At 60.9% G+C, this 22,793-nt stretch carries 22 protein-coding genes; 9 read left to right on the top strand and 13 right to left on the bottom strand.

Translation table 11 applies throughout. The annotated features are described in order from the left end of the window. Positions 1 to 59: 59 nt before the first annotated feature. The 3 genes from PS14A_RS02175 to PS14A_RS02165 all read right to left on the bottom strand — a co-directional run bounded on the left by PS14A_RS02175 (position 60) and on the right by PS14A_RS02165 (position 1,973). On the bottom strand, positions 60 to 938 hold the full coding sequence (locus PS14A_RS02175) for a triacylglycerol lipase (RefSeq protein WP_212615178.1): 879 nt from the start codon (positions 936 to 938) through the stop codon (positions 60 to 62). A 90-nt stretch (positions 939 to 1,028) separates the two neighbouring features. Next, complete coding sequence (locus PS14A_RS02170; RefSeq protein ID WP_130910645.1) at positions 1,029 to 1,334, bottom strand: multidrug efflux SMR transporter; 306 nt, start codon at positions 1,332 to 1,334, stop codon at positions 1,029 to 1,031. Beyond that, positions 1,335 to 1,973 carry an NAD(P)H-dependent oxidoreductase gene (locus PS14A_RS02165; RefSeq protein ID WP_137215860.1) on the bottom strand — a complete coding sequence of 213 codons (639 nt, stop codon included), beginning with the start codon at positions 1,971 to 1,973 and terminating at the stop codon, positions 1,335 to 1,337. A 108-nt stretch (positions 1,974 to 2,081) separates the two neighbouring features. On the opposite strand from PS14A_RS02165, the gene PS14A_RS02160 reads away from it, so the two are divergent. Together PS14A_RS02160 and PS14A_RS02155 are read left to right on the top strand one after the other, a co-directional pair. Continuing rightward, positions 2,082 to 3,032 (top strand): LysR substrate-binding domain-containing protein, encoded by a 951-nt coding sequence (locus PS14A_RS02160; RefSeq protein WP_212615177.1) that lies wholly within the window; start codon positions 2,082 to 2,084, stop codon positions 3,030 to 3,032. A gap of 99 nt (positions 3,033 to 3,131) precedes the next feature. After that, positions 3,132 to 3,662: a ferritin-like domain-containing protein gene (locus PS14A_RS02155; protein WP_039756965.1), complete on the top strand. Its 531-nt coding sequence runs from the start codon at positions 3,132 to 3,134 to the stop codon at positions 3,660 to 3,662. 119 nt (positions 3,663 to 3,781) lie between these two features. Here the strand turns inward: PS14A_RS02155 and PS14A_RS02150 are convergent, their stop codons facing one another. Beyond that, positions 3,782 to 5,857, bottom strand: a complete 2,076-nt coding sequence (locus tag PS14A_RS02150; RefSeq protein WP_212615176.1) for an AsmA family protein — start codon at positions 5,855 to 5,857, stop codon at positions 3,782 to 3,784. 383 nt (positions 5,858 to 6,240) lie between these two features. Here PS14A_RS02150 and PS14A_RS02145 point away from each other — a divergent pair, with 383 nt between their 5' ends. The 7 genes from PS14A_RS02145 to PS14A_RS02115 all read left to right on the top strand — a co-directional run bounded on the left by PS14A_RS02145 (position 6,241) and on the right by PS14A_RS02115 (position 11,561). Next, complete coding sequence (locus PS14A_RS02145; RefSeq protein WP_137215856.1) at positions 6,241 to 6,747, top strand: hypothetical protein; 507 nt, start codon at positions 6,241 to 6,243, stop codon at positions 6,745 to 6,747. Positions 6,748 to 6,901: 154 nt separating this feature from the next. After that, positions 6,902 to 7,534 (top strand): TetR family transcriptional regulator, encoded by a 633-nt coding sequence (locus PS14A_RS02140; RefSeq protein WP_212615175.1) that lies wholly within the window; start codon positions 6,902 to 6,904, stop codon positions 7,532 to 7,534. 302 nt (positions 7,535 to 7,836) lie between these two features. Beyond that, complete coding sequence (gene ureE, locus PS14A_RS02135; protein WP_016771908.1) at positions 7,837 to 8,337, top strand: urease accessory protein UreE; 501 nt, start codon at positions 7,837 to 7,839, stop codon at positions 8,335 to 8,337. Then, positions 8,334 to 9,008, top strand: a complete 675-nt coding sequence (locus PS14A_RS02130; protein WP_137215855.1) for an urease accessory protein UreF — start codon at positions 8,334 to 8,336, stop codon at positions 9,006 to 9,008. The genes ureE and PS14A_RS02130 overlap by 4 nt, the downstream gene beginning before the upstream one ends. 24 nt (positions 9,009 to 9,032) lie before the next feature. Further along, positions 9,033 to 9,647 (top strand): urease accessory protein UreG, encoded by a 615-nt coding sequence (ureG, locus tag PS14A_RS02125; protein WP_016771910.1) that lies wholly within the window; start codon positions 9,033 to 9,035, stop codon positions 9,645 to 9,647. Positions 9,648 to 9,674: 27 nt separating this feature from the next. Beyond that, on the top strand, positions 9,675 to 10,247 hold the full coding sequence (locus PS14A_RS02120) for a HupE/UreJ family protein (protein ID WP_212615174.1): 573 nt from the start codon (positions 9,675 to 9,677) through the stop codon (positions 10,245 to 10,247). Positions 10,248 to 10,427: 180 nt separating this feature from the next. Continuing rightward, positions 10,428 to 11,561 carry an AGE family epimerase/isomerase gene (locus tag PS14A_RS02115; RefSeq protein WP_212615173.1) on the top strand — a complete coding sequence of 378 codons (1,134 nt, stop codon included), beginning with the start codon at positions 10,428 to 10,430 and terminating at the stop codon, positions 11,559 to 11,561. Between the two features lie 95 nt (positions 11,562 to 11,656). Here PS14A_RS02115 and PS14A_RS02110 read toward each other — a convergent pair whose 3' ends face one another. The 9 genes from PS14A_RS02110 to PS14A_RS02070 form a co-directional block, all read right to left on the bottom strand. After that, entirely contained in the window at positions 11,657 to 12,562 is a 906-nt protein-coding gene (locus tag PS14A_RS02110; RefSeq protein WP_137215852.1) for a cation diffusion facilitator family transporter, read from the bottom strand. Positions 12,563 to 12,739: 177 nt separating this feature from the next. Further along, positions 12,740 to 13,504, bottom strand: a complete 765-nt coding sequence (locus tag PS14A_RS02105) for an SDR family oxidoreductase (RefSeq protein WP_016771914.1) — start codon at positions 13,502 to 13,504, stop codon at positions 12,740 to 12,742. An 837-nt stretch (positions 13,505 to 14,341) separates the two neighbouring features. Beyond that, positions 14,342 to 15,058, bottom strand: a complete 717-nt coding sequence (locus PS14A_RS02100; RefSeq protein ID WP_016771915.1) for an ABC transporter ATP-binding protein — start codon at positions 15,056 to 15,058, stop codon at positions 14,342 to 14,344. Then, entirely contained in the window at positions 15,055 to 15,927 is an 873-nt protein-coding gene (locus PS14A_RS02095; protein ID WP_016771916.1) for an ATP-binding cassette domain-containing protein, read from the bottom strand. The genes PS14A_RS02100 and PS14A_RS02095 overlap by 4 nt, the downstream gene beginning before the upstream one ends. Beyond that, complete coding sequence (gene livM, locus PS14A_RS02090; RefSeq protein WP_024011385.1) at positions 15,924 to 17,225, bottom strand: high-affinity branched-chain amino acid ABC transporter permease LivM; 1,302 nt, start codon at positions 17,223 to 17,225, stop codon at positions 15,924 to 15,926. Before livM ends, PS14A_RS02095 begins: the two co-directional genes overlap by 4 nt. A 3-nt stretch (positions 17,226 to 17,228) precedes the next feature. Next, the gene (locus PS14A_RS02085; RefSeq protein WP_016771918.1) at positions 17,229 to 18,143 is read right to left on the bottom strand and encodes a branched-chain amino acid ABC transporter permease; all 915 of its coding nucleotides are present in this window, start codon (positions 18,141 to 18,143) and stop codon (positions 17,229 to 17,231) included. Positions 18,144 to 18,388: 245 nt separating this feature from the next. Continuing rightward, a complete protein-coding gene (locus PS14A_RS02080; protein ID WP_041480713.1) occupies positions 18,389 to 19,522 on the bottom strand; it encodes an ABC transporter substrate-binding protein in 1,134 nt (377 codons plus the stop codon). Positions 19,523 to 19,891: 369 nt separating this feature from the next. After that, on the bottom strand, positions 19,892 to 21,175 hold the full coding sequence (locus PS14A_RS02075) for an FAD-binding oxidoreductase (RefSeq protein ID WP_212615172.1): 1,284 nt from the start codon (positions 21,173 to 21,175) through the stop codon (positions 19,892 to 19,894). A gap of 90 nt (positions 21,176 to 21,265) precedes the next feature. After that, a complete protein-coding gene (locus tag PS14A_RS02070; RefSeq protein WP_130910615.1) occupies positions 21,266 to 22,756 on the bottom strand; it encodes an aldehyde dehydrogenase family protein in 1,491 nt (496 codons plus the stop codon). Positions 22,757 to 22,793 lie beyond the last annotated feature (37 nt).

The following is a 22,793-nucleotide window of genomic DNA, read 5'->3' as shown; positions in this document are numbered from 1 at the left end:
AATGCAGACACCTGTGGGAGCGAGCCTGCTCGCGAAGAACGATGACGCGGTCTGTTTGGCTATAACCCTGCAGCCTCCAGCCGCGCCGCATGCTCGACAAACAGCCTTACCGGATCTGCGCCCTTGCCCACCAGCCCCAGCGACTGATTGACGATGTCGAAATGATCCAGCGGATAGTCATCACCGATCACCGTGCCCAGATGCGAGCTGTAACGCCCGACCATGCCGTCGCACTGCCCCGGCTCGCGAACGAAGGTCCGGGCGAACAAGCGACAACTACGGTTGGTGCCGTCGAAAAGATTGCCGCCACGATCGGTCTTGCCCGGTTGCAGCGTCCCTGACCAGGAGTAATAGCGCACACCATTGACCTCTTCCGGCCCCTGCCCGCCCCACGTTTGCGGCAGTCCTTGTGGATAACGCTGATTGAACAAGGCGACGCCCGACGTCGTCAGCGATTGGTGGGAAGCATGAATATCCACCGGCAGCTTCGGCCCGTGATAACCAGTGTCGAGCAATGCCATGACCCAGCCGATCAAGCGCAACAAGACTTCGAGCAGACGCCCTTTGGCGCTGTTCGCCGGATAGTGATCTTCTAGATAGTCTGCCAACTCCGAACCGTGATTCGGCCCGGCCACCGACGTCACCGAAGCAACCAGATCCGGGCGTTTCGCCGCTGCATACCGTACGGTCAACGCGCCCTGACTGTGGCCGAACAGATTGACCTTCTGCGCCCCCGTTTCGCGCAGGATCTCCTCGATCCGCATCAACAATTGCTCGCCGCGCACTTCCGTGGAATTGAGTGGCGAAACCTGCACAGCAACCACCGTCGCACCACCACGGCGCAAGGCCTTGATGATGCCGAACCAATACGGGTAAAGCACCAGCCGGATAAAGCCGAGCATGCCCGGCACCAGCACCAGTGGATAACGTGTCGACATGGGTTACATCCTTGTGCGCGGTGAGTGGATGCCAGACGTGCAAGACGCCCGCCAAGCATCCTCCGTGACGATGACAACTGAACGATGAGCCTACTTCAGCCCCGCCACCCCCGCCACAATCAGCCCCACCGAAAGCAGTTTCACCAGCGTCAGACTCTCGCCAAGCAGCGCGAAACCGAGAAACACCGTGCCGAGTGAACCGATCGCCGTCCAGATCGGATAGGCGATGCTCACCGGCAAGTCACGCATGGCCAGGGTCAGAAAGCCGATGCCGCCGACCGCCGCGACCACGGTGATCAGCGACGGCCACAAACGAGTGAAGCCGTCGGCGTACTTCATACCCATGGCGAAGGTCACCTCGAAGCCGGCGGCGATCAGCAGAAACAGCCAGGCCATCTAGAACTCCCGGGCCAGCTCGAGCAGCCGCTGCTCGGCCTCGGCCACCGACACCGCAAAGCTGCGTTCAGCGGACTCCTCGCCCTCGGCCGCGACCACGCTGACGTCATTGATACCGATAAAGCCCAGTGCGGTGCGCAGCCATGGATCGGCATGATTGAGCGCCGCCAGCTCACCGCCGGGGCCGAAGCCGAAACCGCCGCGACTGGTGACGATCAAGGCTTTCTTGCCCTGCAACAACGGCGTGTATTGGGCGACGCCATTGTCCAGCGTGTGCTCGAAGGTCAGCCCCAGCCGCACGATCTGATCGACCCAGGCCTTGAGGCCGCTGGGCACGCTGAAGTTGTACATCGGCGTGGAAATCAGCAGCAGATCATGCGCGAACAACTCACCAACCAATTGATCGCTGAGCGCCAGATCAGCCTGCATCACCAACGGCCGCGCCTCAGGCTGGGGATAAAACGCCGCCGCGACAAACGCCTCGTTGACCGCAGGAACCGGCACCCGCCCAACCTCACGACGGGTCACCTGCCCTTCAGGATGACGCCCCTGCCAGGCACCCAAAAACCCCTCCGCCAAACGCCGCGAAGTCGACCGATCCCCACGCGGACTGCCGTGCACCACAAGAATCCTGCTCATCTATAAAACCTCCGGCTAAACTCAAACCACTTGAGGCTCGAAGCTTGCAGCTCGCCACTGCTTTCCTTCAAATGAGCAAAAATCAGTCTGGATGAATCCATTTCATCCATGGAGTGTTCAATGTTTGCTTCGCTGCCGCTGACTGCCCTGCGCGCTTTCGAATCCGCTTCTCGCCTGCTGAGCTTCAAGGCTGCGGCCGAAGAACTGGCAGTGACGCCGACGGCGATCTCTCATCAGATCCGTTCGCTGGAAGACTGGCTCGGTGTGGCCCTGTTTGAACGGCTGCCGCGCCAGGTGCGCCTGACCGAGGCTGGCGAGCGTCTGTTTCGCAGCGTGCACGGCGCGCTGCTGGAGGTGGCGCAAAGCGTCGATACCCTGCGCCCGCAACGCAACGCCAGCACTCTGACGCTGTCGACCACGGCAGCCTTTGCCGCGCTGTGGCTGGTGCCGCGACTCGGACGCTTTTATGCGCAACATCCCACTATCAATGTGCGCCTCGACACTCACTGCGAAGTCATCGATCTGCACCAGGACGCCAGTGTCGATCTGGTCTTGCGCTACAGCCTCGACGACTACCCGAACCTGTATGGGCTGTGCCTGTTCGACGAATCCTTCGGCGTTTACGGCTCGCCCGAGCAAGTGGCGCTGGCCGCGCGGCGCACGCCAACGTTGATCAGCGTGCATTGGCACAACTCGAAGCTGTACGCCCATGGCTGGCAAGCATGGTGCGCCAGGGCCGGAGAGCAATGGCTGGAGCACAATCCGGTCAATCGCGAATACGACGAGGAACATTACGCGCTGCAAGCAGCGATCGCCGGCCAGGGCCTGGTGCTGGCGAGCAACATTCTGGTGTCGGAAAGCGTCGCCAGCGGCTTGCTGGTGCCCTACCGGGGCGAGGTGCAGGTCGATGGCGCCGGTTACAGCGCGTTGTGCGTGCCCGGGCGGGAACGGCATCCGCCGGTGCGGGCGTTTTTTCGCTGGTTGCAGGACGAAGCGCGGTTGTCCGGACTGACGCCGAGATCGCAGTCTTCAGCAGTTGCTGCGCCGAGCCCAGCCTAAATCGCATAAAACTTTTCGCTTCGCTCAAGACTCACAACCTGGGTAGCGACCGCGTCTTCAGAACGTGGCGCCTATCGGATTAGCCTCCAGGAGAATGAAATGAGTGACCTGCATTTGTCTGATGTTCAAACCCTGCGCGAACGCGCGCGGCAACACGTGGAAAACGGCGCGGTCACCGAGGGCTACAACGCCAACCGTGAAGAGATACTGCGTTTGCTCAATGAGTCGCTGGCCACCGAGCTGGTGTGCACCTTGCGCTACAAGCGCCACTACTTCATGGCGAACGGCCTGAAAGCCAATGTCGCCGCCGACGAATTCCTCGAGCACGCCAACCAGGAAGCCGAGCACGCCGATCGCCTCGCCGAACGCATCGTGCAACTGGGCGGTGAGCCGGAGTTCAACCCCGACCTGCTGAGCAAGCTGTCCCACGCGCAATATGTGGCGGGCAATTCGCTCAAGGAAATGGTTTACGAAGATCTGGTCGCCGAGCGCATTGCCATCGACAGCTACCGCGAAATCATCCAGTACATCGGCGACAAGGATCCGACCACCCGGCGCATCTTCGAAGACATCCTTGCCCAGGAAGAAGAGCACGCCGACGACATGGCGGATATCCTTAACGACCTGTAATCCCGTCACACCGCTTTCGCGAGCAGGCTCGCTCCCACACTGGAACGTATTTCGATTGAAGGAATGCGTTCGAATGTGGGAGCGAGCCTGCTCGCGAAGGCGCCCTCAGAGACGCCGCATTACTTGCTGGGTTTAACGGTCACCGGTGCCTTGCCCTGCTTCATCTGCTCCAACAACGGCGCGCACTGATTCGGCTCGCCACCGCTGGGCGCCACCAGCGCCAGCAATCCCGCCGCCGGTGCGGCTATCACGCCCAGCGCAACCATTCCCGCCCCGCGCAGCATCAACGGTACGGCTTTGACGCCGGCATCCGGTTTGATGAACTTGCCGCGCACATATAGCGGCGAGCGCAGGGAGATCAGTCGCCAGCCTTTCGACTCTGGGGTCACGGTCAGATCGAGTTGCTCGGTGGCCATGTTCGCCGTGCCATCGATGTAGATGATTGCGTTCTCGGTATCGAAGACAAACAACCGTGTCGTGGCCAGGCCGGTCTTGATGTCGAAGTCCGCCGCCGCGCAATTGATCTTCACTTCCTTGTCGCCAAAGATCTTGCCGACCACGTAGTTGCCGACGTTGAGCCCGGCCAGTTCCATCAGCTCGCGGCTGATCGCACCGTCGTTGATCAGCATCTTCAGATTGCCGTTGGCGCCACCGAGGAGCTTGGCCACGGAGTTGCCCCGGCCACTGATGTCGGCGTCGCCATTGAGCTCACCGAAACTGGTTTTCATCGGCTCGAAGGTCGGGAACAGCTCTTTCAGTTTGAATTTGCGTGCGGTCAACCGCGCGCGGCCTTCCAGCGGCTCGGTGCGGCCATTGAGGCGGATCAGCGCATCCAGGGTGCCGCCGGCAACGCCAAAGCGCAGCGGTTCCAGGCTGAGTTCGCCGTCGTTGAGTTTCAGATGGGTATAGAGGTCATTGAACGGCAGCTTCTCGCTATGGACGATGCGCTTGCCGGTGAACTCGACATCGGCGTCCATGGCGCGCCAGCGATCGGTTTTGAATTCTTCGACCGGCAGGACTTTGTCTGCTGGCTGCTTGCTCGCGCCGCCACGGGCCTTTTGCTCGGTGTTGGAGTCGGCACCGATCAACGGCGCAAGGTCGGCGAACAGCAGTTGATTGGAAACCAGTGCGCCGCTGAGTTTTGGCCGTGGCTGGCTTGCAACGTAGGTCAGGTCGCCGTGGATGTCGCTGTCGCCGATCTTGCCGTTGAATTTCTCGTAAGTGAATCTCGCCCCGGCTTCGTCATGCAGCTTGGCGATCAGGTGGCCGTCGGTGGAATACGGTGGGGTGTCCGGCAGCGTCACGCCGGTCAGCGGATAGAGATTGCCAAGGCTGTCGCCAGCGAGTTTCAGACGGAGGTCGAGGGCGCCGAGATTCAGCGGGTCGGTCAGGGTGCCAGCCAGTTCAATACGGGTGTCGCCGATCTTCGCCTGGGCCTGCAACGGGAACGGCTTGCTCGCGTCCTGCAATGCCAGCAACCCGCCGATCTTGCCCTGCCCGGTGAGGTTCTGCCCGTGATACTGGCCTTTGACCTTGAGTGCGAAGGCATAGTCCTGCGGTGCGCCGCCCTTGTCCTGAGCGGTTTTCGCCGCTTTGTCGCCGACGATTTCGCTGAAGGGAATCGGCTTGCCGAGCGGGTCGATCAGCACATCGAGGTTGGTCTTCAAGGTCTGGTCGTCGAGGGTCACGTGGCCCTTGTCGAAACCGATCGCGCCGATATCGACCACCCAGCTCGACGGCTCGGCGTTCGGATCCTTGGGATCGAATTTGAACGTCCAGTTGGCGCGGCCATCGGCCAGACGTTGCAGCTCGGCATTCGGCTCGGTCAGGTCGATGCGTGGAATCACCACGCGCTGGGCCAGCAGGGCCAGCGGCGAAATGCGCAGCTCGACGCGTTTCAGGGTGACCATCTGCGGCTGTTTCGACCAGTCAGGATTACCCAGGCTCAAGTCCTCGGCGACCACGTGCGGCCACGGCACCCAGGCGCGCCAGCCGCCTTCTTCAGGTTCGCGCTGCCAGATCACCGCGAGGTTGCCATTGATGGCAAACGCCCGGTGCAGTTCTTCCGAGACTTTGGCGTTGATGGTGGGTTTGATCCGGTTCCAGTCGAAAAACACGATGATCAGAATCAAGGCTGCCAGCAGCAGCGCGAGGATGGCGAAAGTCCAGCTGAAGATTTTTCCAATGCGCGTCATGCACAAAGCTCCTGATCACGACCGCACGCCGACATCCCGACGCACAGCTGAAACGGCAGACCGAAGCGGCCCCTATGCAGTCTGTGACTGGCGAAAGGCCCGCAGGTTTAATTGAAAGGCAGTTTAAGCCATAAAAAGCCCGGCAAAACTGACCGATCGGTCGAGCAGTGTTACCGGGACCCGCACTTTTACGAGGCGCGAGTGAGTCGAAAATACCCACGACGGTGCAAAACCGTCGCCCGCAAAGGCCCGATCTAGAGCCTTCGCGCGGAACAATCAATTCTGTTGATTATTACCATTGCGTTTATGAACTTTTATATCGACTTATCGAGAGTAGCATTGCCCTCGTACCCACTTTATCGCCCTCCCAAGGAGCCACTATCATGAAACGCCAATTACTGCTCAGCCTTACCCTGTCGATGCTAGCCAGCACTGCTTTCGCCCTGCCCGCTGCCGATCAGGCCACTCCGCAAGTCAAAGACAGCCACTCGGTGTTCAGCCAGACCGTAGCTTCCGACGGTTCCGAGCGCACTCCACAAGGTCAGACCCTGGCTGAAAACGGTCGCAATCGCCTCGAAGAAAAAGGCCTGGTTCAGGACGGCTCGGATCGCACCCCACAAGGCCAGGCCCTGGCTGAAAACGGTCGCAATCGCCTGGAAGAGAAAGGCCTGGTTCAGGACGGTTCGGATCGCACACCACAAGGCCAGATCCTCGCCTCCGATGGTTCGGACCGCACGCCACAAGGCCAGACCCTGGCATCCGACGGTTCCGAGCGCACTCCACAGGGCCAGACCCTGGCTGATGACGGCTTCGATAAAACCCCACTGGGTCAAGCCCTCGCCGAAGGCGGTGGTGACCGTGTGATCGAACGCAACAGCAAATTGAGCTGAGCCCATGACGGCCCGGCAGAAAAGCCCAATCAGCGGATTGGGCTTTTGACTTTTCAGCTTGTGTAAAACCCTCGCTGCACCACTACCCGTTCGACGCCGACAAAGCCGATTTGCTAGAGTGCGGCGCTTGTCCTGCCGAAGAACACACCCTGCGATGCTGCCCCGCGCCGAACAGAAACAACAGACCCGCAACGCCCTGATGGACGCTGCCCGCCACCTGATGGAAAGCGGCCGAGGATTCGGCAGCCTGAGCCTGCGCGAAGTGAGCAAGACCGCCGGCATCGTGCCCACCGGTTTCTATCGTCACTTCGCCGATATGGACGAGTTGGGGCTGGTGCTGGTCAGTGAAGTCGGCCAGACCTTCCGCGAGACCATCCGCCTGGTGCGCCACAATGAATTCGTCATGGGCGGCATCATCGACGCTTCGGTGCGCATCTTCCTTGATGTGGTCAACGCCAACCGCTCGCAATTCCTCTTTCTCGCCCGCGAACAATACGGCGGCTCGCTGCCGGTACGCCAGGCGATCGGACGCCTGCGGGAGAACATCAGCGCCGACCTCGCGGCGGACCTGGCGCTGATGCCCAAGCTGCAACATCTGGATCTGGCCGGCCTCAGCGTGATGGCTGACCTGATCGTCAAATCGGTGTTCGCCACCCTCCCCGACATCATCGACCCGCCCGCCGAAGCCTTGCCGGAGCATCTGACCCCGCAGGCGAAGATCACCCAGCAACTGCGCTTCATCTTCATCGGCCTCAGGCACTGGCAAGGGCTGGGCAGTACCGAGTAATCCCCTTCTCTATCTGACACAGCGCAAAGCCCCCTGTGGGAGCGAGCCTGCTCGCGAAAGCGCTGGATCAGCTGAATACATCTGTCTGACACGGCGCATTCGCGAGCAGGCTCGCTCCCACATTTGGTTCGTGGCGACAGCATCGATTTGGTGCATGACAAATCCTTCATGCACCAAAACCTTCCAGAATCGCCGCGCCTGTTGAAAGATCAGGCACGCGCCGACAGCTATTTCCTACGGATCGCCCGATTGGCGCGGCGCTTGCTCTAGCCCAATCAACGTTCATTGCTGGAAGCTTTCCGATGCTGGTGATTCATCGCAGAATCGACCCTCAACCCGTCTGGGCCGCCGAGCTGCACCTGACCTTCGAAGCGCGCAGCAAAAGCCGTTTGCGCTGTTTCAGTGCCGAAGGCGAAGACGTCGGGTTGTTTTTGGAGCGCGGCCAGCCACCGCTGTATGACGGCGAATGCCTGCAGGCCGAAGATGGCCGTGTCGTGCGCGTCTGCGCCCGTCCCGAACAACTGCTCCATGTCACGTGCGCCAATGCGTTCGAACTGACGCGCGCGGCCTATCACCTGGGCAACCGCCATGTCGCCCTGCAAGTCGGTGATGGCTGGCTGCGCCTGCTCGACGATTACGTGCTCAAGGCGATGCTCGAACAGCTCGGCGCCCGGGTCGAGGCCATCGAAGCGCCGTTCCAGCCGGAACACGGCGCTTACGGCGGCGGCCATCATCACTCCCGCCACGGCGATGAAGACTTCAACTACGCGCCGAAACTCCATCAGTTCGGCGTGCGCCTGTGAATCCGGCCTGGGCGCTGCTGCGTCTGGCCAGTCCGCAACTGCCGATTGGCGGTTACAGCTATTCCCAGGGTCTGGAAATGGCGGTGGATAACGGCCGGGTTCACAACCCTGACGCCGCCCGCCGCTGGATCAGCGATCAACTGCTGCTCAATCTCGCCCGCTTCGAAGCGCCGCTGCTGTTGGCGCATTGCCAGGCCGCAGCAGATGAAAACTGGGCCGAGTTAAGGCAGCTCTGCGAGAGCCACCGCGCCAGTCGCGAAACCCGCGAGCTGCATCTGGAAAGCCGGCAGATGGGCTACTCCTTGCAGCAGTTGTTGAACGGTTTGCCGGAACTCGATGCGCCCGCCCGCGACTTTCTTGACCAGACCACAGAACCGCATCTGGCCCTGTGCTGGGCGCTGGCAGCACGCGCCTGGGGCATCAGCGCGCAGGATGCTCTTGCCGCGTGGCTGTGGAGCTGGCTGGAAAACCAGCTCGCCGTATTGATGAAAACCCTGCCGCTGGGCCAGCAAGCCGCCCAGCGCCTGACCAGCGAACTGCTGCCACTGCTGCAACAGGCGCAGCACGATGCGACCCGCATAGATCCCGAACACATCGGCAGCGCCGCGTTTGGCCTGTCCCTGGCGTGCATGGCCCATGAGCGCCAGTACAGCCGCCTCTTCCGCTCTTAGGGCTGGTTATTTTTGGAGAATGAAATGGATACACAACCTCTGCGCGTCGGCATCGGCGGCCCGGTCGGTTCCGGCAAGACCGCGTTGACCCTGGCCCTGTGCCTGGCTCTGCGCGAGCGCTACAACCTCGCCGTGGTCACCAACGATATCTACACCCGCGAAGACGCTGATTTCCTGGTGCGCAACGAGGCCCTCGCGCCGGAGCGGATCATCGGCGTGGAAACCGGCGGCTGCCCGCACACGGCGATCCGCGAAGACGCCTCGATCAACCTTGAAGCGGTCGATCAACTGAACCGGCGCTTTCCCGGGCTGGATCTGATTCTGGTGGAGTCCGGCGGCGACAACCTTTCGGCGACCTTCAGCCCGGAGCTGTCCGACCTGACCATCTACGTGATCGACGTTTCCGCCGGCGACAAGTTGCCACGCAAGGGCGGCCCGGGGATCTGCAAGTCCGACCTGCTGGTGATCAACAAGATCGACCTCGCGCCACTGGTGGGCGCTTCGCTGGAAATGATGGACAGCGACACCAAACGCATGCGCAACGGCAAGCCGTTCGTGTTCAGCAACCAGAAAACCGGTCAGGGCCTCGAAGAAATCATCGCCTTCATCGAACGCCAGGGCCTGCTGACCGCCGCCTGACTCACTTATCAACAAGGAAGCTTATCCATGACACTCAAACGCATTCTTGGCGCTCTGGCGTTGCTGCTGACACCGGCACTGGCCTTCGCTCACCCGGGGCACGGCGACAGCGGCCTCGTCGCAGGCATCAGCCACCCGATCGGCGGGCTCGACCACTTGCTGGCAATGCTCGCCGTCGGTTTGTGGGCGGCGCAGCAACAAGGCGCGGCGCGCTGGGCGCTGCCGTGCACATTCGTCGGCACCATGCTGCTGGGCGGCCTGTTCGGTTTTGAAGGGCTGAAGTTGCCGGCGCTGGAAAGCGGGATTGCTGCTTCGGTATTGGCGCTGGGCCTGGCCGTGGCACTGGCGGTACGTCCGCCGCTGGTGATGGCGGTGGCAGCGACGGCGCTGTTTGCGCTGTTCCATGGCGTGGCGCATGGGCTGGAGCTGCCGGAAATGAGCAGCCCGTGGGCGTATGCGGCCGGGTTCGTCGCGGCGACAGCGGTGTTGCATGCGCTCGGCTATGGCGTGGTGCGGGTTCTTCCGCAGGCAGCGGCACCGCTGGTGCGGTTGGCGGGTGCGGCTTCGGCGGCGACTGGGGTGTGGTTGCTCGCAGGCTGATTTTTTATTGCCTGAACCGGCCTCTTCGCGAGCAGGCTCGCTCCCACAGGTTTTTTGTTCGCTGCAAATCCACTGTGGGAGTGAGCCTGCTCGCGAAGACGGCCTGACAGACACCGCCTCTCTCAAGCAGTGCTCTCTGCTACCATGTCGCGCAATCGCCCCAGCCCGTGACGCCCGCCCATGCCCCACGCTTCCCGCTCCACCGCCCTGCCCGAATTGACCGCCCTGTTTGGCCAGGTGCAGCAGCACTTCCTCGACGTGATCGTGCCACTGTGGCAAGGCCCGGGCTGGAATGCCGACATGGCGCTGCCGTACGAGGCGCTGGACGGCGCGCATCAACCGCTGCCAGCGCAACGCTATCGGGCGATGGCCTGCGCACGGCAGCTGTATCTGTTCTCCAGCCTGATCGGGGTTGTGGATAACGCCGAAGTCCGCGCCGCCGCGCTGTTCCGTTCCCTGCAACGGCATTTCCATGATGCCGAGCACGGCGGCTGGTTCTACAGCATCGACGCCCAGGGCAAGCCGCTGGACCAGCGCAAGGATCTCTACACCCACGCCTTCATCCTGTTCGCCTGCGCGCATTACTGGGACAAGTCGCGGGATTCGCTGGCCGAATCGACACTCAACGCCGCGCTGGAAATCATAGGCCGCCGTTTCGCCACCGGCGACGGCTTGTACGAAGCCTGCCTTGAGCGGGACTGGAACACTCTGCAAACCGGCCCACTGCAAAATCCCCTGATGCACTTGGCCGAAGCCTTTCTGGCCACTCTGGCGGTGCGCGAAGACTCGCAAACGCAGAAAGACTTGCTTGAGTTATGCACAGCCATGCACAAGCAATTCGTCGATCCGCAATATGGCGTGTTGATGGAGAAGCCGCTGGGTGCTGTGGATAACTGGTACGAGCCGGGGCACCAGTTCGAATGGTATTTCCTGCTCGAATCGTCGGCGCTGTTGCGCGACTCGAAACTGCACCGGGCGCTGGATCGGGCGTTTGCCTTCACCGAGCAGTACGGCGTGCTGGAGTCCTGCGGCGCGGTACGGGCGATGCTTGATCTGGAAAGCAATGGCCGGCCGAGGGATTCGACCCAGCGGATCTGGGCTCAAGCCGAATACCTGCGCGCGCTGACCTTGCGCGCGGACAGCGAAGCAGTGGTGCTGCGCCAGTTGCAGGCGTTGCAGCAGCGGTTTCTGCATGCCGGCGGCTGGCATGAGTGTCGCGATGAGAATGGAGAGGTCAGCCGCAAGGACATGCCTTCGACCACGCCTTATCATTTGGCGACTTGTTATCACGGTTTGGCTGAATACCTTCGCTGACCGAACAATTGCTTTCGCGAGCAGGCTCGCTTCCACAGTTTGAAATGCATTCCCCTGTGGGAGCGAGCCTGCTCGCGAATGCCGTTACGCGGTCATCAGGCAATCCACTTCTTGTCCCCGGTGAAGCTGATCGTCAGCCACCTCGCCGCATCCGGCTCACCCAGCTGCGCCGATATCTCCTCGCGTAAAGCATCCAGTTGCGCGACATCGCGCAGCGGATAATCCGCCGGCAACACCACATGAATTTCGATGAACCGCGCCCGACCGTGCTTTTGCACGTAGGACACGTAATCGTCGAAACCATGCTCGACCTTCGCCACCTCCATGACCTGCCTGACCTGGTCATCCAGCGTGTCCGGGGCGATACCCAGCACATCACGCAACGCCGGGCCGAGGATCTTGAATGCCGGGGGCAGCATGGTCAGCGCCAGCACGATGAGGATCAGCGGGTCGACATACACCGCCCACTCGCCATAGCCCTGGGACTTGAGCAGCAGCGCGGCGAGGAAACTGATCAACAGGCCCACCGAGAGCATCGCGTCGACCAGCCAGCTGATGTTGTCGAACTGGATCAGGCTGGATTTGAGCGTGCGATTACGCCGGCGCACGTAGAAGAAGTAGGCGAACTCGACAACGGTAAACACCGCCGCATAGACGATCACCAGACCCAACTCGATATCGCGGCCACCATTGATGATGCCGAACACGCCGTTGAGAAAAGCGTAGATGGCGATCAACAGCAGGAAGCTGCCCTCGATCAGCAACACCATCGGCTCCAGATGCCAGAAGCCGAACTGGAAACGCTGATTGCTTTGCTTGGCAATCAGCCGGGCAGTGATCAGCATCAGGATTTTGATGAACGTCGCGATCAGCGAAAAAAAGCCATCGAACAGGATGGATTGCGAACCTGAAACAAAACCGGTGACGATCCCGGCAATCGACACCGCCAGCATCAACAGCGTCGATTGTTTGAGCAGTGCCTGCTCACCTCGGTTACTCACTTGAACTCCTCATGAAACCTTGCACACCGCCGAATGCAGTGGGCTGGTTGAGTGCGGAGTTTAGCTTATCGTCCTGTTTTGCCTGTGCCGGCCTTTTCGCGAGCAGGCTCGCTCCCACAGTTTGAAATGCATTCTCCTGTGGGAGCGAGCCTGCTCGCGAATGGCCTCAGCGCGGTATCAAGCCTTGTTACGCTCGATGGCAAACCCGGCCCAGGTCTGGCTCACCGGCATCAGCTCCAGGCTGTTGATGTTGATGTGCGCCGGGGTGTTCATGACCCAGAAAATCGTCTCGGCGATGTCCTGTGGCTGGATCGGCTCGGCGCCAGCGTAAGTGGCGTTGTAGCGCTCCTGATCACCGGCGAAACGCACCAGCGAGAACTCGCTTTCACACAGGCCGGGTTCGATGTTGCTGACCCGCACGCCCGTGCCTTGCAAGTCGCAACGCAGGTTCAGCGAGAACTGTTTGACGAAGGCTTTGCTCGCGCCATACACGTGGCTGCCGGGGTACGGATAGTTGCCGGCGATGGAGCCGAGGTTGACGATACCGGCGCCGCGGCCGTGGGCGATCAGCCGTGGCAATAGCAGGCGGGTGGCGTACATCAGGCCTTTGACGTTGGTGTCGACCATGGTGTCCCAGTCATCCAGGTCACACTTGGGCGCCGGGTCGACGCCGAGCGCCAGGCCGGCGTTGTTGATCAGGCCACGAAGTTTGGCGAACGACGGCGGCAGGTTGGCAATCGCCTCCTCCATCGCCTTGCGATCGCGCACATCGAGAACCAGACCGTGCACTTCGGTCTGCTTCGACAGTTCGGCGCAGAGGGCATTGAGGCGTTCTTCACGACGGCCGGTCAGTACCAGTTTCCAGCCAGCCTCGGCAAAACGACGGGCACAGGCTTCACCAAAACCGGACGTAGCGCCGGTGATAAACAGGGTGTCGGACATCGTGTTCTCCTTGCTTCGGCCGCCACGGCAGCCCTTGGAATAGAAAATCAGCAGGCAGCATGCCCGCCCTCGCGAATACGGGCAACACCTGCCAGCTGTACAAAAATCAACCAGACCTGCCAAGACCATAGCCAGCGTGGCCTGTAGCCATGTGCACGCATGTTATCCACAGTCTGCTCCACAGTTTCCGGGGGCAAGTGCAAACGCGCAAAGCCGCGCCACACAAGGCTTTGCGGGCGAAATGGAAAGTTTTTCGCTTGACCGTGAGGCGGGGGATGTGCGGGACAGGGCATTTTGCACGACGGACGGTGCAACCGGGTGATTGCGCGAGGCCAGCAACTACGGCGCTCCGCGAGGTCTTTCCAGAGTTTAGTCACAGACTTATCCACAGGCTTGCGCACACGGAATTGCCAGGTCTCTACGCCCCAGAAAAAGGTTGACAACGACGCCGCTCGCTTCAGCAAAAATGCCTGATCAAAAAATAAGCACATCCATGCAAGCCACGTTTTATAAGGCTTGCAGCCAGATACACCCACGTTATTCACAGCCAGCTCCACAGTAACCGGGGACAACTCAAAACTGTGGAAAAACAGCCATTTGCAGCGTCTATATGTCGCGCTTTGGCAGCTTGGGGAATTTGTTTTCCACAATTCTGAATTCCGCTTGATGTCATGCCTTGATTCCATGTAGGAGCTGCCGAAGGCTGCGATTTTTTGACTGTTTTTCAAGATCAAAAGATCGCGGCCTTCGGCAGCTCCTACACAGACATATGGCGATAATGAGAAATAAAAAAGCCCCGGGACTCTCGTCGCCGGGGCTGTGTACAACCGTGAGAAATCAGTGCCCGCCCAGATAGGCGTTACGCACTTCCTCATTCACCAACAACTCTTTGCCGGTGCCGGTCAGGCGAATCTCACCGTTAACCATCACATACGCCCGGTCCGACAGCTTCAGCGCATGGTTGGCGTTCTGCTCGACGAGGAAAATCGTCATCCCGGTTTTCGCCAGCTCGCGCAGCGTGGCGAAAATCTGCTTCACCACTATCGGCGCCAGACCCAGGCTCGGTTCATCCAGCAGCAACAGCTTCGGCCGGCTCATCAGCGCACGGGCGATGGCGAGCATCTGCTGTTCACCGCCGGACATGGTCATCGCCCGCTGATTGCGTCGCTCCTCAAGCCGTGGGAACAGCTCGAACATGCGCTGCATGTCCTCTTTGGCGTACTTGTCGCCAATCGGGATGGTGCCCATCAGCAGGTTTTCCTCGACGGTCATGTCGGGGAAAACCCGCCGCCCTTCCGGTGACTGCGCGATGCCGTTGGAGGCGATGTAGTGCGAGGACTTCTGCGTGATGTCGACGCCCTGATAGAGAATCTGCCCACCCGCCGCTCTCGGCTGGCCGAAGATCGACATCAGCAAGGTCGACTTGCCGGCGCCGTTGGAGCCGATCAGGCTGACGGTCTCGCCTTCGTTGATCTGCAGGGAAACGCCCTTGAGCGCCTGGATCGGGCCGTAGAACACGTCCAGATTACGCAGTTCGAGGATCGGTTGACTCATACCAGCTCCTCTTCGTCGGCGCCCAGATAGGCCGCGATCACTTTCGGATCGTTGCGGATCGCTTCCGGCCCGCCTTCGGCGATGACGATGCCGTGGTCGAGAACCACGATGTGATCGGAAATGCTCATGACCATGCCCATGTCGTGTTCGATCAGCACCACGGTCAGATCGTGCTCGTCGCGCAGCAGCCGGATCATCGCGCTGAGCGCTTCGGTTTCCTGAGGGTTGAGGCCGGCGGCCGGTTCGTCGAGGCAGATGATCTGCGGGCGGGTGCACATGGCCCGAGCGATCTCCAGACGACGTTGCTGGCCGTACGAGAGTTCACCGGCGAGACGGTTGGCGCAGTCGACCAGATCGACCACTTCCAGCCAGTAGAACGCGACATCCAACGCATCGCTCTCGGCCTTGCGATAGCCCTTGGTGTTGAGAATACCGGCGAGCATGTTGCGGTTGACCCACATGTGCTGCGCCACCAGCAGGTTTTCCAGCACCGACATTTCCTTGAACAGGCGAATGTTCTGGAACGTACGGGCGAGACCTGCACGGTTCACCAGGTGAGTACCGCCGAACATTTTGTAGTACATGCGGCTGAGGAAGGATTTCGGCGAAACGAAATCGGTCGGTTTGAACGACTCGCCCAGCAACTGGATGACGTTGGTCTGCTGGCCGCGCACATTGAGTTCGATCTTGCCGCCCGTGGCCTTGTAGAACCCGGTCAGGCAGTTGAACACTGTGGTCTTGCCGGCGCCATTGGGGCCGATCAGGGCGAAGATCGAATTGCGTTTGACCTTCAGGCTGACATCGCTCAACGCCTTGATGCCGCCGAAATGCATCATCAGTTTTTCAACAGAGAGTACGACTTCACTCATGGCGCAGTCCTCTCGTAGTGAATGGCGCCTTTGCGTGGCTTGACCCCGGTGCGGCTGATGCGGATCAGCCCGCGTGGTCGCCAGATCATCATCAACACCATCAGGATGCCGAACAGCAGCACGCGGTATTCAGCGAAGCCGCGCAGCAGTTCCGGAGCGACGGTGAGCACGAATGCGGCGATGACCACGCCAATGGTCGAGCCCATGCCGCCGAGCACGACGATGGCGAGGATCAGCGCCGATTCAAAGAAGGTGAACGAGGTCGGGTTGACGAAGCCTTGATAAGTGGCGAAGAACACCCCGGCCAGACCCGCCGTCGACGCACCGATGGTGAACGCCGAGAGTTTGACCAGCACATGGTTGAGACCCATCGAGCGGCAGGCGATTTCATCTTCGCGCAGGGCTTCCCAGGCGCGACCGACCGGCATCTTCACCAGCCGATGCTTGACGTACAGCACCGCCAGCACCACCAGGAACAACACCGCGTAGATGAAGTAATACTTCACGTCCGGGTTGTAGGTCAGACCGAAGAACTCATGAAACGGCACCCCGCCATCCTTCGCCCGCTTGCCGAACTCCAGGCCGAAGAACGTCGGCAGTGGCGCCGGCATGCCGTTCGGGCCGCCAGTCAGCGACAGCCAGTTGTTCAGCACCAGACGGATGATTTCGCCGAAGCCCAGGGTCACGATCGCCAGATAGTCACCGTGCAGACGCAGCACCGGGAAACCGAGAATGCAACCGGCCAGGCCTGCGGTGATCGCCGCCAGCGGCAGCACGGTCCAGAAACCCAGACCCAGATATTGATAACCCAATGCCAGACCGTAGGCACCGATGGCGTAGAACGCCACGTAACCAAGGTCGAGCAGCCCGGCCAGACCGACCACAATGTTCAGCCCCAGCCCCAGCAGCACGTAGATCAAACCGAGGATGACCACGCCGAGCAGGTAGGAGTTGGAAACAAACGGCACGATGATCGCCAGCACAATGATCAGCGGAATGATCCAGCGCAGCCGCGATTTGTAATCTGCAGGAAGCACGTGCACGCCGGAACCGGTGCTCTCGAACCCGTCGAGGATCTTCAGGCCCTTGGGTGTTTGCAGGAACAGGCTGAGGGCAAAGCGACCGGCCATGACGATGGCAATGATCCACGCCACGCGGGTCGCTTCGAGGTTGAAGCTGTAGCCGTCGAGGACCACGCCGACAATCGGCCCGAACACGATCAGCGCAATCAGGCCGGCAAGAATCGCCTCGACCAGACTTTTTTTGATATCGATGGATTTTTCAGTGGTTGCAGACATCGCTTACACCTTCGACACAAGAGGACGGCCCAACAGGCCCTGCGGCCGGAAGACCAGTACGAGGACGAGCAGCGAGAAACTGAACACGTCTTTGTAGTCGGAGTTGACCAGACCGGAGAACAGCGACTCGGAGATGCCAAGGATGATCCCGCCGAGCATAGCGCCGGGCAGTGAACCGATGCCGCCCAGAACCGCTGCGGTGAACGCCTTGATGCCGATGATGAAGCCGGCATAGAAGTCGAACGTGCCGTAGTTCATGGTGATCAGCACACCGGCCAGTGCGGCCATGGCTGCACCGATGATGAACACATAGGAAATCACCCGGTCGGTGTTGATCCCCAGGATCGAGGCCATCTTGCGGTCTTGCTGGGTCGCACGGCACATGCGGCCGAGCTTGGTGTATTTGATGACGTAGGTCAGCAGCCCCATGCCGACGAACGCGGCGATCAGGATGAAGACTTTGGTGTAGGTCAGTTGCACGAAGCCGGTGCCGACCTCAACACGCCAGGCACCGGTCAGCAGCGTAGGCACGCCCTGTTGTTTGGCGCCCTGAGCGATCTGTGCGTAGTTCTGCAGAATCAGCGAGATACCGATGGCGCTGATCAGCGGCGCCAGGCGGGTCGAGTTACGCAGGGGTTTGTAGGCAACACGCTCGATGACCCAGCCATACACCGCCGTGACGACGATGGTGAAGATCAGCGTGCCGAGCATCAGCAGCGGGAAGGATTCGATACCGAAGTAAGCCAGCAGAGCCAGACTGATTGCCGCCAGGTAAGCGGAAATCATGTAAACCTCGCCGTGGGCGAAGTTGATCATGCCGATGATGCCGTAGACCATTGTGTAGCCGATGGCGATCAGGCCATAGACCGACCCGAGGGTCAGGCCATTGACCAGTTGCTGCAGGAAAATACCATCCATAACGCAATCTCACGCAGTGAGAACCTGCGCGCCCATGACGCGCGGTTCTTCTAGGAAAAATACAGATGTACGTCGGAGCAATGTCGGAGCGTGATCAGCCCTGACCACACGGAACCCCTTTGTGGGAGCGAGCCTGCTCGCGAAAGCGGTTGCACATTCAACGCAGAGGTTGTTTGTCAGTGCGTCTTCGCGAGCAGGCTCGCTCCCACAGGGGATCGGTAGTGATCAGATGATCGCTTCAGCCCTTACTTCTGCTTTTCCAGCTGGTGGTATTTGCCGTCCTTGTCCCACTGGTAAACCACGTAGTCGGAGACTTTCAGGTCGCCTTTGGCGTCCCAGGTCTTCTCGCCCATCACGGTTTTCACCGGGTTGGCCTTCAGCCACTTGGCAGCGGCTTCGCCGTCGTTTTTCTTCGCGCCGTTGAACGCTGCCGCCAGGGTCTGAACCGAGGCGTAGGCGTACAGGGTATAGCCCTCAGGCTCGGTACCGGCCTTGCGGAACGCGTCCACTACGGTCTTGCTTTCAGGCAACAGGCGCGGGTCGGCGCCGAAAGTCATCAGCACGCCGTCAGTGAATTGTGGGCCGCCAGCGGTGGTCACCAGCTCGTCGGTCACGATGCCGTCGTCGGACATGAACTTGACGTCTTTCAGACCTTGTTCACGCAGCTGGCGAACCAGTGGACCGGCTTCCGGGTGCAGGCCGCCGAAATAGACGACATCGGCACCGGCGCCACGGATCTTGGTGACGATGGTGCTGAAGTCTTTCTCGCCACGGGTCAGGCCTTCGTACAGCACAGGCTTGACGCCGCGTTTTTCCAGCTGAGCCTTGGTGGCGTCCGCCAGGCCTTGGCCGTAGGTGTCCTTGTCGTGCAGCACGACGACTTTCTTGCCCTTGAGCATGTCGACGATGTAGTCGCCGGCAACGATGCCTTGCTGGTCGTCACGTCCGCACATACGGAACATGGCGCTGAGGCCACGCTCGGTAACTTGCGGGTTGGTCGAGCCAGGGGTGATCGCGATGATCCCGGCTTCGTCGTAGATTTCCGAGGCTGGAATAGTCGACGAGGAGCAGAAGTGCCCGACCACGCCGGCGACTTTCTGGTTGGTCAGGTCCTTGGCGACCGTCACTGCCTGCTTCGGTTCGCAGGCGTCATCGCCTTTGACCAGGACGATTTTTTCCCCGTTGACGCCGCCCGCCGCGTTGACCGCATCGGCCGCCGCCTGTGCACCCTTCATGTACTGCTCGCCGAATGCCGCGTTGGCACCGGTCATCGGACCCGCTACACCGATCTTGATATCAGCTTGAGCAAACGCAGAAACACCCAGCGCAGTAGCGACTGCGAGGGCCAGAAAGCCTTTCTTGTAAAACGTCTGGGACATGAGGTGGTGCTCCAAGGTTTTTTTTTAGTTGGCACTGCGACTTCACTTCACTCAAAGCTCAGAGCAAGGCCCGTGCCATCGGTTTTTTATTCTTCAAAAAGTCGCTGCGTTGTTGTTATTTCGACTGTTTCGGTCCCATTTTCATTGGGCGTGCAACCGTCTAAACCGCGGAAGGTGAAACCATTTGTTTTTTCAGGCGCAACCCGCACGCGCCATCATTGCAACCGCAGCGGCAAACGACGTGCAACCAGCCTGTAACAGCCCGCGTCACCGAACTGCACACTGCTGGTGCGGGACTGCTACAACCCGCACCATTACAGGCTAGTCGCTGGATGCAAAAGCGCCGCTTGCGGCAACAAATTTCAACACTCAAATGACGATGCGCAAGCACTGGCCCGCGTGATACAGGGAAAACCCGGCCTCGTACAGGCAACTGCGCAAGCCCGCACCGGCCAGGGGCTGCATCGGTGCGAAGGGAATCGGCAGTGCCTGCGGATCGCCGTTGCACAGGTAATCGGCAAAAGCTTTGCCGACCACCGTGCCGGTGGTGACGCCGCGACCGTTATAACCGGTGACGGCCACCAGCCCCGGCGCCGGTTCGAACAGACGCATCAGGTGATCAGGGGTAAACGCAATGCGCCCGGTCCAGGTGCATTCCCATTCGACCGGCTTCAGGTTGGGGAAGTAATGCTGCTGCACCCGATCAGCCCAGGCCTTGAGAAACCAGGTCGGTTTCTGGTTGCCATTGCCGAGGCTGCCGAGCAACAGCCGTCCGTCCTTGTCACGGCGGATGCTGCTCAATACCTGACGGGTATCCCACGAGCCCTGCCCGCCGGGAAGAATTTCCTGCGCGGCGTCTTCGCTGAGCGGCACCGAGGCGACCTGGTAGTAATAACCGGGAAAGAAATTGCGCTTGAGTTCGGTCCAGTCGCCTTCGGTGTAAGCATTGGAGGCGATGACCACTTGTTCGGCGAGTACCGAGCCCTGGGCGGTTTGCACCGACCAGTTCTGCCCGATGCGCTCGAGGCGAGTCACCGGCGAATGATCGAACATCTGCCCGCCGAGCCCGCGCACGGCATTCGCCAGCCCGGTGACATAGGCCATCGGATTGAGCGTGCCGGCACGGCGATCAAGCAACGCGGCGGCGATTTTCTGCGTACCGGTGGCTTGCTCGCAAGCCTTGCCGGTGAGCAGTTCGACCGGTGCGCCACGGCGCTTCCACTGCTGCTCGCGACTGCGCAGATCCGCCTCGCCCTTGGCGTTATGCGCCATGTGCAGAGTGCCTTCGCGGCGCAACTGGCAATCGATGGCGTATTTATCCACAAGGCTGAACACCAGCGCCGGCGCCGCACCGAGCATGCGGTTGAGCTGACTGCCGACCGCCTCGCCGAAACCGGCCTCGATCTCGTCCGGAGGAATCCACATGCCGGCGTTGACCAGCCCGACATTGCGCCCGGAGCCACCGTGCCCTGCGCGATGCGCTTCCAGCACGCAGACGCTTTTGCCTTTTTCCAGCAGATGCAGCGCCGCCGACAACCCGGTGAACCCGGCGCCGATCACGCAGACATCGACCTTGACCTCGCCGCTGAGCGCCGCGTTATCCGGGCGTTGTGGCGTGAGCGTTTCCCACAGACATTCTTCGCGTAACGGCATTGCCAAGCTCCTGTCGGAGCAGCCGCAAGCCACAAGCTACAAGCTGCAAGCCGGTCTGCTTGACGCTTGTAGCTTGAAGCTTGTAGCTGCTTAATCGAATGTAATGCCCTGCGCCAAAGGCAATTCCAGCGAGTAGTTGACGGTGTTGGTCTGCCGGCGCATGTACGCGCGCCAGGCATCGGAGCCGGATTCACGGCCGCCGCCAGTTTCTTTCTCGCCACCAAAGGCGCCGCCGATTTCCGCGCCGCTCGGGCCGATGTTGACGTTGGCGATGCCGCAGTCGCTGCCGACCGCCGACATGAACCGCTCAGCCTCGCGCACGTCGGTGGTGAAGATGCACGATGACAGGCCTTGCGGCACGGCATTGTTCAGGCGCAGCGCTTCCTCGAAATCGCTGTAGCCGACCACGTAGAGAATCGGCGCGAAGGTTTCGCTGCAGACCACGTCGCTCTGCTCGGGCATTTCCACGATGGCCGGCGACACGTAGTAGGCGTTGGGGAACTGCTCTTCCAGTTGGCGCTTGCCACCAAACACCCGGCCGCCTTCGCTCAGCGCCTGTTCCAGCGCATCCTGCATGTTTTCGAAGCTGTGCTTGTCGATCAGCGGGCCGACCAGATTGCCTTGCAGCGGATGGCCGATGCGTACTTTCGAATAGGCAGCCTTGAGGCGGGTAACGATTTCTTCCTTCACCGACTCATGGGCGATCAGACGGCGCAAAGTCGTGCAGCGTTGCCCGGCGGTACCGACGGCGCTGAACAGAATCGCGCGCACGGCCATGTCCAGATCGGCGCTCGGGCCGAGGATCATCGCGTTGTTGCCGCCGAGCTCGAGAATGCTGCGGGCGAAACGCGCGGCGACTTTCGGCGCCACTTCGCGGCCCATGCGCGTGCTGCCGGTGGCGCTGATCAGCGCAACACGCGGATCATCGACCAGCGCTTCGCCGGCATCACGACCGCCGATCACAACCTGGCACAGACTCGCCGGAGCATCGCTGAAATTCTTCACTACGCGATCGAACAGTGCCTGACAGGCCAGCGCAGTCAACGGGGTTTTCTCCGACGGCTTCCATACCACCGGGTTGCCGCACACCAGGGCCAGCGTGGTGTTCCACGCCCACACTGCTACCGGGAAGTTGAACGCGCTAATCACCCCGACCACGCCAAGCGGATGCCAGGTCTCGCGCATGTGGTGGCCCGGGCGCTCGGAGGCGATGGTCAGACCGTACAACTGGCGCGACAGGCCGACGGCGAAGTCGCAGATGTCGATCATCTCCTGCACTTCACCCAGACCTTCCTGAGTAATCTTGCCGGCCTCCCACGACACCAACTCGCCGAGGTCGGCCTTGTACTCGCGCAACACTTCGCCGAACTGGCGCACCAGCTCACCGCGACGCGGCGCCGGCACCTTGCGCCAGTGCTCGAATGCATGATCTGCGCGACTGATGTGTTGCTCTACTTCGGCAGCGCCCTCCCAGTTCACCGAGGCAATTTCGCTGCCATCGATGGGCGAATGCACCGGCACTTTGCCGTTCTGGTACAGGGCCGGGTTGACTCCCAGACGATCAAGCAATGCGGCAACCATCGGTCTCTCCTCAAGCAAAAACAGAATGTGTGCGGCC

Source organism: Pseudomonas sp. 14A, assembly GCF_018132745.1.
Lineage (GTDB): Bacteria > Pseudomonadota > Gammaproteobacteria > Pseudomonadales > Pseudomonadaceae > Aquipseudomonas > Aquipseudomonas mercuritolerans.
Note: the sequence above shows the minus strand (reverse complement) of the source record. Positions and strands in the feature narration are given on the sequence as shown.

What these genes read in the sequence shown, in the direction of transcription:
- PS14A_RS02075 (WP_212615172.1), bottom strand. Translation starts at nt 21,175, where the DNA reads ATGCCGTTACGCGAAGAATGTCTGTGGGAAACGCTCACGCCACAACGC.
- PS14A_RS02115 (WP_212615173.1), top strand. Translation starts at nt 10,428, where the DNA reads ATGCCCCACGCTTCCCGCTCCACCGCCCTGCCCGAATTGACCGCCCTG.
- ureE (WP_016771908.1), top strand. Translation starts at nt 7,837, where the DNA reads ATGCTGGTGATTCATCGCAGAATCGACCCTCAACCCGTCTGGGCCGCC.
- ureG (WP_016771910.1), top strand. Translation starts at nt 9,033, where the DNA reads ATGGATACACAACCTCTGCGCGTCGGCATCGGCGGCCCGGTCGGTTCC.
- PS14A_RS02095 (WP_016771916.1), bottom strand. Translation starts at nt 15,927, where the DNA reads ATGAGTGAAGTCGTACTCTCTGTTGAAAAACTGATGATGCATTTCGGC.
- PS14A_RS02160 (WP_212615177.1), top strand. Translation starts at nt 2,082, where the DNA reads ATGGAGTGTTCAATGTTTGCTTCGCTGCCGCTGACTGCCCTGCGCGCT.
- PS14A_RS02175 (WP_212615178.1), bottom strand. Translation starts at nt 938, where the DNA reads ATGTCGACACGTTATCCACTGGTGCTGGTGCCGGGCATGCTCGGCTTT.
- PS14A_RS02170 (WP_130910645.1), bottom strand. Translation starts at nt 1,334, where the DNA reads ATGGCCTGGCTGTTTCTGCTGATCGCCGCCGGCTTCGAGGTGACCTTC.
- PS14A_RS02105 (WP_016771914.1), bottom strand. Translation starts at nt 13,504, where the DNA reads ATGTCCGACACCCTGTTTATCACCGGCGCTACGTCCGGTTTTGGTGAA.
- PS14A_RS02150 (WP_212615176.1), bottom strand. Translation starts at nt 5,857, where the DNA reads ATGACGCGCATTGGAAAAATCTTCAGCTGGACTTTCGCCATCCTCGCG.
- PS14A_RS02165 (WP_137215860.1), bottom strand. Translation starts at nt 1,973, where the DNA reads ATGAGCAGGATTCTTGTGGTGCACGGCAGTCCGCGTGGGGATCGGTCG.
- PS14A_RS02120 (WP_212615174.1), top strand. Translation starts at nt 9,675, where the DNA reads ATGACACTCAAACGCATTCTTGGCGCTCTGGCGTTGCTGCTGACACCG.
- PS14A_RS02100 (WP_016771915.1), bottom strand. Translation starts at nt 15,058, where the DNA reads ATGAGTCAACCGATCCTCGAACTGCGTAATCTGGACGTGTTCTACGGC.
- livM (WP_024011385.1), bottom strand. Translation starts at nt 17,225, where the DNA reads ATGTCTGCAACCACTGAAAAATCCATCGATATCAAAAAAAGTCTGGTC.
- PS14A_RS02145 (WP_137215856.1), top strand. Translation starts at nt 6,241, where the DNA reads ATGAAACGCCAATTACTGCTCAGCCTTACCCTGTCGATGCTAGCCAGC.
- PS14A_RS02155 (WP_039756965.1), top strand. Translation starts at nt 3,132, where the DNA reads ATGAGTGACCTGCATTTGTCTGATGTTCAAACCCTGCGCGAACGCGCG.
- PS14A_RS02085 (WP_016771918.1), bottom strand. Translation starts at nt 18,143, where the DNA reads ATGGATGGTATTTTCCTGCAGCAACTGGTCAATGGCCTGACCCTCGGG.
- PS14A_RS02070 (WP_130910615.1), bottom strand. Translation starts at nt 22,756, where the DNA reads ATGGTTGCCGCATTGCTTGATCGTCTGGGAGTCAACCCGGCCCTGTAC.
- PS14A_RS02080 (WP_041480713.1), bottom strand. Translation starts at nt 19,522, where the DNA reads ATGTCCCAGACGTTTTACAAGAAAGGCTTTCTGGCCCTCGCAGTCGCT.
- PS14A_RS02140 (WP_212615175.1), top strand. Translation starts at nt 6,902, where the DNA reads ATGCTGCCCCGCGCCGAACAGAAACAACAGACCCGCAACGCCCTGATG.